This is a genomic window from Streptomyces sp. PA03-6a (assembly GCF_033792765.1).
Classification (GTDB): domain Bacteria; phylum Actinomycetota; class Actinomycetes; order Streptomycetales; family Streptomycetaceae; genus Actinacidiphila.
On record NZ_JARAVK010000333.1, the window covers coordinates 1 to 8080 of the forward strand.

At 73.7% G+C, this 8080-nt stretch carries 8 protein-coding genes and 1 pseudogene; 7 read left to right on the top strand and 2 right to left on the bottom strand.

Annotated elements, in window-relative coordinates:
- From PV350_RS41810 to PV350_RS41830, 5 genes are all read left to right on the top strand, one after another.
- Positions 1–988: nucleic acid/nucleotide deaminase domain-containing protein (locus PV350_RS41810; protein WP_500338631.1), on the top strand; the 988-nt coding region annotated here is incomplete at its 5' end.
- 75 nt (positions 989–1063) lie between these two features.
- Positions 1064–1627, top strand: coding sequence for an SUKH-4 family immunity protein (locus tag PV350_RS41815; protein ID WP_499512018.1), 564 nt, complete (start codon positions 1064–1066; stop codon positions 1625–1627).
- Between the two features lie 43 nt (positions 1628–1670).
- Positions 1671–2483, top strand: coding sequence for a nucleic acid/nucleotide deaminase domain-containing protein (locus tag PV350_RS41820; RefSeq protein WP_499512019.1), 813 nt, complete (start codon positions 1671–1673; stop codon positions 2481–2483).
- Between the two features lie 5 nt (positions 2484–2488).
- Entirely contained in the window at positions 2489–4459 is a 1971-nt protein-coding gene (locus PV350_RS41825; protein ID WP_500338633.1) for a hypothetical protein, read from the top strand.
- A 2-nt stretch (positions 4460–4461) separates the two neighbouring features.
- Positions 4462–4980: an SUKH-3 domain-containing protein gene (locus PV350_RS41830; protein WP_499512021.1), complete on the top strand. Its 519-nt coding sequence runs from the start codon at positions 4462–4464 to the stop codon at positions 4978–4980.
- Between the two features lie 31 nt (positions 4981–5011).
- Here PV350_RS41830 and PV350_RS41835 read toward each other — a convergent pair whose 3' ends face one another.
- The gene (locus tag PV350_RS41835; RefSeq protein ID WP_499512022.1) at positions 5012–6334 is read right to left on the bottom strand and encodes an NsdA family TPR-like regulatory protein; all 1323 of its coding nucleotides are present in this window, start codon (positions 6332–6334) and stop codon (positions 5012–5014) included.
- 177 nt (positions 6335–6511) lie between these two features.
- Between PV350_RS41835 and PV350_RS41840 the strand changes: the two genes are divergently transcribed.
- Positions 6512–6910, top strand: coding sequence for a hypothetical protein (locus PV350_RS41840; protein ID WP_499512023.1), 399 nt, complete (start codon positions 6512–6514; stop codon positions 6908–6910).
- A 33-nt stretch (positions 6911–6943) separates the two neighbouring features.
- Positions 6944–7807: a spermidine synthase gene (locus PV350_RS41845; protein ID WP_500338635.1), complete on the top strand. Its 864-nt coding sequence runs from the start codon at positions 6944–6946 to the stop codon at positions 7805–7807.
- Here PV350_RS41845 and PV350_RS41850 read toward each other — a convergent pair.
- Positions 7804–8080 (bottom strand): annotated as a pseudogene (locus tag PV350_RS41850) (hypothetical protein); the annotation flags it as partial. The gene PV350_RS41845 and the pseudogene PV350_RS41850 overlap by 4 nt on opposite strands.

The following is an 8080-nucleotide window of genomic DNA, read 5'->3' on the forward strand; positions in this document are numbered from 1 at the left end:
CACCGGTGGCGGGGGCGGCGGCGGCAGTCACTTCCAGAGCGACGGGGACAGCTTCGACCGGATCGACACCCAGCTCGACGGCATCACCGGCTCCCTGCACGGCAAGTCGAAGGGGCACCTGGGCCGGGCCCGCAACGCCAAGAGCCGCACCGGCGGCCGCGGCGAGATCGCCGAGCACGTCATGCCGATCGCCACGAAGATCGTGGACGGCATCGGCGAGGCGGCCGAGAAGGCCGTGGGCCATCTGCGCGGCGACATGCGCAAGGGCCTCAAGCAGATGCACCAGAACCACCGCGACAACGACGACCACATCGCGACCGAACTGAACACCATTCACGGGGCCCGGAACCGCGATCCCAACAACCCGACCCCGGTCTACCTGCTGCACGACGACGGCAGGGTCCAGCGGGTCCATCCCAACGCCTCGACGAGCGACGTGCACCCCCTGGACACGTCGGGGATCCACAACATCACGGGCGGCAAGTCCTCCACGACCCCCATCAAGAAGGGTGACTACCCGCTTCCGCCGAAGAAGAAGGGCGACATCCGGACCAAGGTGGACTCGCGCCAGATTCCCGAGGGCGGGTCGGAACTGGCGCGAGCCACCCAACTGGCGCGCCAGGCGCACAACGGCACGGGCGACTACGGCGACAACAACTACGCCGCGGTCCGCTACAAGGACGACCGGGGAGGTGAGTTCATCCTCGTCGGGCGGAGCAACCGCGCCATCTACGCGCACTCCGAGCGGGTGCTCGGCGTCCCCATCATGAACACCGGGAACCGGGACCACATCACGGAGCTCTACACGGAGAGAGCACCCTGCGAACGCAGGTCACCCGTGTGCGCCGCATGGCTGCAGCACTACTTCCCCAACGCCTCGGTGGAACACACGTTCCAGTACGGGCCCACCAAGGCGAGCGAGGACGCCGGCAACGAGGAGCACCAGCGCTACATGGAGCGGCTCAAGCAACGTCACGGTCGGGCGTGATGAGTAGACTCCGCTGGTCCGACGCCCACCGACAGGTAGTGCGGCGTCATGGCGAGGAGCAGGAAGGACCGGTGAATGTCGCTCGAGCAGACGCACGCACATCTCGTTGAGGTCTTCGGGCCCGAGGCCGTCGTCCGTGTACCCGAGGACTCCCTCAACCCGGCCATCACGCATAGGGAGACCAGGCGTTTCCTCGCCGGGGCGGGCCTTCCGGATCCCAAGGACTTCCTGTTCGGACTGGAACCGGGCGTCGCCGGCGGCATGAGGCTCGCGGGTGAGGTGTACGAATTCTTCGGCGACATGGAGGACCTCCCGCGGACATCGGACAGCTGGGTCTTCATCGGCTGGATCGGCTACGACGACGGTCTGGTCGTGGACGGCGTCGACGGTTCCGTCCACGCACTCCCCCAGGGCGAGTCCCTCTCCGAGCCGCTTCACCCGGGTCTCGCCGAACTCGCGGAGTTCCTGACCGTTCTGTACGAGGAGCGGGCCAACTACGCCGACGGCACGGACCGACGACTCCGTGAGGAGACCGTGGAGCGGATCACGGCGCGCTTCCGCTCCGTCGACCCCGGCGCGCTGGCCGACGAGGAGGGCACGTACACGCGCCTCCTGGAAAGCATCGCCGAGCATTACTGACGGACCGACGCGACGGAGCGCCCGTCGAGGAGGAAGAGGGCAAGTGACCGACCTTGGGCAACCCGTGGTCGCGCGGTTCGGCGAGGGCGGCGTCCGCCGCTTCGCGAGCGCTCCGGGCGTGGTGGTGCCGCTCCAGGTGGGACCGTATTTCGCGACCGCGCCGGAGGATCCGGAGTCGCTGGTCGAGTACGCGGCGACCCTTGAGGTGGGAGTTCCCGAACGGGCGCGCGAGTACGTACGGCTCGGCAACGACCGCGGGTACGAGATCTGCCTGGCCCCCGACGGCGCCGTACGCGGCGTCCTCGTGGAGTACGACGAGCCCGAGCGGCATGTGAACGGCACCCTGGAGGCGTTCGCCCGGAGCCTGCTGGCACTGGACGAGGCCCTCACGGCGATCGCGGCCACCAACCGGCCCGAGACGGCGTCGCAGGCGTTCGCGGCGCTGGAGACGCGGCTGCGGGAACTGGACGGGACGGCGTTCGCGGACCGCGAGGACTGGTGGCCGCAGGTGCTGGACGACCTCCGGGACACCGCGAGCGCGGAGTGGTTCGCGGCGTTCGAGGTCGTCGACGCCGACGGGGAGGCGAAGATCCTGACCTCCTCGGGCGGGATCTGCGTGCACCCCGAGGAGCGGCTGTGGGCGAACCTGCGGGCGGCCGGGGTGGAACCGGAGCAGGTCAGGCGCATCCACACCGAACTGGAGTCGTGCTTCATGCCGGGGCACTACTGCTCGATGATGCTCGCGGACCTCTTCCCGGAAGCCGGGCTGACGCACAACTTCCCCTACGGGGAGACGGCCGAGTCCCGGGCCGCCGGCATCCGGAAGCTGCGCGAGGCGGCGGCACAGGAAGGCTGAGGAACATGGACGGCGAACTGGGGACGGCGGACCGGCCCGCTCTCGGGGCCGGCCGGGGGCCCGCGGGCCGGCGGGTCCTGGAGTGGGCGACGTCGGGCACCAAGGCACCGCTGGCGGTGACCGGTTCCCCCGGTGCCGGCAAGAGCCATCTGCTGGCGTGGTTCGTGGCCGGCGCGCACGAGGCCCCCGGCACCATGGTGCACGGGCTCGCCCCCGCCCGCGGTCTGACCGTGGACGCCGTGTCCTGGGAACTGGGGCGGCAACTGGGCTACGGGCCGCTCTCCCCGGATGACCTGCTGGGACGGATCCTGGCCGACCCGCGGCCGCTGACCGTGGGCTTCGCCGACCTGCACCGCGCCGGGCCGGGCTGCCGGGAGGGCCTCGTGGACCCCCTGCTGGGCTTCCCGCACGTGCGCGTGCTGCTCGAAGCGGGAGACGTCGGGAGCGTTCCCGACGGCGCCTTCGTGGTCGACCTGGACGACCCCGCACTGACCGATCGCGCGGAGTTCGCCGCCTGGTACGCCGGTCTGGCCCCCGCCGGCGCCGCCTTCACCGCGGACCAGGTGTTCCCGCACCCGGCGACGGCCCGCCTGGCCGCGACGGTGCCCGGGCCGCCCGCCGAAGGGGCCGTACCGGCCGTGTGGTGGGTGCGGCTGCCCGAGGCGGCCCGCCCCGCGCTGCACACGCTGGCCGCGCTGCACGGCCCGGTCCCCCGGGACGTGTGGGAGTTGCTGCACGCGCACCTGACGGGCGACCCGTCGGCGTCGGAGGCCGTCGCTGCCGCCGTGGAGCGCCTGCCCGAGGGGTCCGGGTACGAGGTGCCGCCCGGCGGGCCCGTCGCCGCGGGCCTGGACGAACGCATCGTCGACGTCCTCAAGTCCCGTGCCCTGACCAGCTCCTACGCCCGCGAGCACGTGCTCGGCCACGCCGTCGCCGCCGGTACGGCGGACCGGCTGCTGCGCGACGCGGGCTTCCTCGTCCACGGCTCCGCGACGGCCGTGACGGCGGCCCTCTCCGACCCGGACACCGCGGCCGCGGCCCCCGCGGTGCTGGCCCCCGTGTGGCGCCGCGCGGCGCCCGTGCTGACGACCCCCGGCATGAGCGACCCCGAGCGCGCCGCCGTCCTGCACGCCGCCGCGCTCGCCGACGCACCCCAGATGGCCGCGCTGCTGCGCCCCATCGCCGACCGGCACAACTGGACCGCCGAGTGGTTCCGCCCCGGCGAGTCCTTCACCGCCCTCGGCCCCGGCACGGTCGAGGGGGAGCTGCTCGCGGCCGATCCCCTCGGCCGGCTGCACTCCCTCGACCCCGTCACGGGTGCGGACCTGCGCAGGGTGCCCTCCCCCACCGAGGTACGGCCCGTAGCCCTGGCGGCCCTCGGCGACGGCCTGCTGCTCCTCGACCGCGACCAGCTTCTGCACGCCTTCCCGCCCGGCACGGTCGCCTTCGGTGAGGCCGCCCACCGCCACAACCCGGACGTCCCCTCGGCCCTGGCCTCGGTGCCCTCCTCCGGTCTCCTGGTCGTCGGTGACGCCGAGGGCCGCGTCCACGTGTGGCGCTCCCCCGCATACGACCCCGGGCCCGTGAGCCGCCCCCTGCACCAGGCCCCCGTCTCCGCGGTCGCGCACGTCCACTCGGCCCTGCACGACCTGTCGTTCTGCCTCAGCGGCGGGCTGGACGGCACCCTGCGCCTGTGGGCGACCTCGGACGAACCGATGCCGGACCCCGTGGAGCGGCGCGACTCCGTCATCACCGCCCTGGCCGCCGCGGACACCCCCGCCCACGGCCCGGTCGCCGTCGCCGCCTGGGCCGACGGCCGCGCGAGCGTCTGGAACCTGCTCGACGCCCGCGTCCACCCTCTTCCGCTGCTGCACCGCGCGGACGCCATCGCCCTCGCCCCCGACGGCGCCCTCACGGTCACCGGCCCCGGCGGTACGTACGGCCTCCGGCTCCACCTCGACCGGCTGTGGGCGTAGCGGTGCGAGGAGCAGGAGACCCATCTGCTCGACGCCACGAGGGCAGCGGCGGTTCGACGCACGAGGGGACCGTCCGGCGGTGGCTGGAAGAGCACGGCTGGTACGCCGGGCGGGACGTTCGGGACCCGATCGCCGGTCACCTCGCCTTCCGGCTGCGTGACGCCGAGCGCCAGGGCTTCCCGCTCACCGCGTCCGCCGCCGCACTGCGCTTCCTGCACACGTACGGGCTGCTCCGCCTGCCGTACCCGAAGGCACCAGAGATCGCTCTCGTCGTCCGCCCGGACGTCGGTTACGAGGGCGACGCCGAGGATTTCGCCGAGCTCGGCGGCAACCTGCGCCGGCCGGTGCTCCCCGTCGGGTACGAGACCTCGGAAGGCGGGATCGTGCTGGTCGACGACCTGGGCCGGGTGTTCTGCCAGCACCCCACCGGGCCGTACTTCCTGGGCCACGACGCCTACGAGGCCTTCGCCCGCCGCCTTTCCGGGAGCGTTCTGCCGGACGCGGAGGACTTCCACGTCTGACGCGGCCACCGGCACCGCGGAGCGCGCCGGTTCACGCCGGCCGCGACTGCGCCTGCCTGCGCAGGAATTCGGCGACGTCCTTGCGCCGGGAGTACGGCTGGAGGGTCTGGGCGGTGGAGGAGAGCATGCCCCGCACGCGCGGGGACTGGACGCGGCCCAGGAGGTCCAGGACGCGGATGCCGGCGTCCGTGGCCTCGTCGACGAGGCGGGCGGAGGCGAGGTTGTCGGCGAGTTCCGCGGTGTACAGCGCGGCGTTGCGCGTGAAGTGCGGCGCCTGCAGGCCGACCGCGCGCCGCGCGTGCTCGACGGCGCGGTGGTGGTCGCCGAGGGCGGACCAGGACTGGGCCTCCAGCCCGGCGAGTTCGGCCTCGCCGTAGAAGGTCATCCACTCGGGGTCCGCGGCGCGGGGGCCGCTGCCGAACAGGGTCTGGGCACGGGCGAGGGCGCGTTCACAGCCGGGGCGGTCGCCGAGACCGGCCCACCCGCCCGCCTCGCGGAGGGCGAGCAGCGAGAGCAGGCGCGGCGAGCCGAGGTGGCGGGCGGCCTGCTGGGCGGCCTGGGCCGCGCGGACGGCCTCGCGGGGGCGCCCGGCATCGCGGGCGAGGAAGGAGGCGTTGCAGAAGGCGTGCGCCTCCAGGGCGCGGTCGCCGGCCATGCGGGCGGTGGCGAGGGCCTCGCCGTAGAAGGAGCGGGCGTCGGCGAGGCGCCCGGAGTCGTGGGCCAGCCAGCCCACGGAGATGGCGAGTTCACCGGCGCCGCCCATCAGGTCCTCGGCGACGGCCTGGCTGTAGGTGCCCTCGTCGAGGAGGCGGTAGGCGGCCCCGAGGGAGTGGCCGGCCTGGCGGTAGAGCGCGCCGGCGCCGTGCCGGTCGTCGTGCAGGCGGATCTCGCGGACGGCCGCGCGGACGGCCCGGGCCTGGGGTCTGCCGACCTTGTGCACCGGCTCCGCCGCGGCGGCGGGCCCCAGCATCAGGGTCGTGGCGATGGCGGCCGGGCCGCCGGTCATGAACGCGCGACGCAGCACGTCGCTCTCCTCGTCGGTCTCGGTCTCGTACGGGGCCGGCCGGGGGGCCGGGACCGCCGTGCCGCGCCGGCCGCGGACCAGCTCACGCGGCTCGAAGCCCATGTCGGCGAGGTCGCGGCCGGGGAACATGTGCCGGAAGACCCGCTCGTAGGCGTAGTTGGGGCAGCGGATCTCCCCCGACTCCACGCGGCCGATGTAGCGGGCGTCGCAGCTGACCTGTTCGCCGATGTCCCGCCCCGCGCGGCGCACGGCGGCGGCGAACTCACCGGGGGACCGGTCTCCGCGCAGGCGCCGGAAGGCTGTGTTGGGGGTGGAAGGTGACGAATGCATCGCCGGGCTCCCGTTGGACGGTCGGTGCGGTGCCGGTTGGCGGCGCGACGACCGTACTCGCTGTGAGGGCCCGAGTACCGTGGGTTTGGCTACAAAAGGGATATCTCACCCTCCATTCGCCATGAAACGCCACCCCTGTCGGCGTCAAGCGGGCGTAGCCGTTGACGTCCGCGCGCGTTGGACACCGTGCAACCCACCGTCCGACCCCAAGGAGGATTCGCCTTGTTGGACGAACCATGGGATCTGGTCACCGTCCCGGCCCGGCAGGGACTGGAGGCCGTGGACATCCTGCGCATGCGGACCGGTCTCGGACCCGTGCTGCACGACAGCTCCGGTCACAGCCTCGGCTTCCTGGTGCCGCCGGGCACGGCCGACGGCTGGGACATGCCGGGCAGCGCCTGCACGCAGACCGAGGGCGGCGGCTTCACCGTCCCCGGCGAGCTGCGGGAGCCGCCGGTGGCGGGCACCGGCTGGCTGGTGCCCCCGCACGACGACAGCGCCGTGACGGACCCGGCGGTGCTGCGTGACGCGCTGGGCGAGGCCGCCCGGATGATCGAGCTGGCCGACCGGCTCTGAGCCCCGCGACGCCTGCCGCCCATACTGGGGTGCATGGCACCGCGCAGGACGAGGACGACGAAGGCACCGGACGGCATACGCGAGCAGGTCGGCGGGGGTCTCGCCGAGCTCGTGCCGGACCGGGACCGGCCGCGGGGCTGGTCGCTGCTGATCGACGGGGCGCCGCAGTCGCACGTCGACCTCGGCGACCCGGAGTACCTGGACTTCTCCTACCAGCGCAGGCTCGGCCACGTCGTCGACCTCGCCGCGCCGCCCGGCCGCCCGCTGCGCGTGCTGCACCTGGGCGGCGGCGCGCTGACCCTGGCCCGCTACACCGCGGCGACCCGGCCGCGCTCGACGCAGCAGGTGGTGGAGCTGGACACCGCGCTGGTCGAGCTGGTGCGGCGGGAACTGCCCTGGGACCGCACCTGGCGCATCAAGGTGCGCGGCGGCGACGCCCGCGAGGGCCTGGCGAAGGTCCCGGAGGGCTGGGCGGACCTGGTCATCACGGACGTCTTCGGCGGGGCCCGTACGCCCGCCCACCTGACCAGTACGGAGTTCCTCGCGCAGGTGCGGCGCACGCTGACGCCCGGGGGGCTCTACGCCGCCAATGTGGCGGACGGCGGACGGCTGGAGTTCCTGCGGGCGCAGATCGCGACGGTGCGGGCCTGCTTCCCGCACGCGTGCCTGGCGGCGGATCCCGCGGTCCTGCGGGGGCGGCGCTTCGGCAACGTCATCCTGGTGGCCGCGGACGGCGAACTGCCCGTGGCGGAGTTCACCCGGCGGGTGGCCTCGGACCCGCATCCGGGACGGGTCGAGCACGGCCGGGAGCTGGACGCCTTCGCGGGCGGCGCGGCGCCGGTCACCGACGCCACGGCGGCGGCCTCGCCCGCTCCCCCGGAGTCGGTGTTCCGCTAACCGCCCGTGTTCTGCGCCTTGTACGTGTCGACCGTGGGCGGATGCCCGTTCCAGGTGCAGAAGAGCGACGAGGTCGTGGTGACCGAGACGAAGTCGACGCGGATCCACTCCGGTTGCTTCCAGACCTTCATCTCCCAGCCGGAGTCGGGCGTCGCCGAGACCAGGGTCGCGGAGGTCTCGCCCAGGTCGAGCACGACCCGTCCGCCCTCGACCGTGTAGCCGTGCACGTTGCCGGTGTCGGCGGAGGAGGTGGTGGCGGGGGTGGCCGAACCG

Bases quoted from the DNA above. Each gene is read 5' to 3' on its own strand.
- PV350_RS41825 (WP_500338633.1), top strand. From the start codon at position 2,489: ATGGACGGCGAACTGGGGACGGCGGACCGGCCCGCTCTCGGGGCCGGC.
- PV350_RS41815 (WP_499512018.1), top strand. From the start codon at position 1,064: ATGTCGCTCGAGCAGACGCACGCACATCTCGTTGAGGTCTTCGGGCCC.
- PV350_RS41835 (WP_499512022.1), bottom strand. From the start codon at position 6,334: ATGCATTCGTCACCTTCCACCCCCAACACAGCCTTCCGGCGCCTGCGC.
- PV350_RS41845 (WP_500338635.1), top strand. From the start codon at position 6,944: ATGGCACCGCGCAGGACGAGGACGACGAAGGCACCGGACGGCATACGC.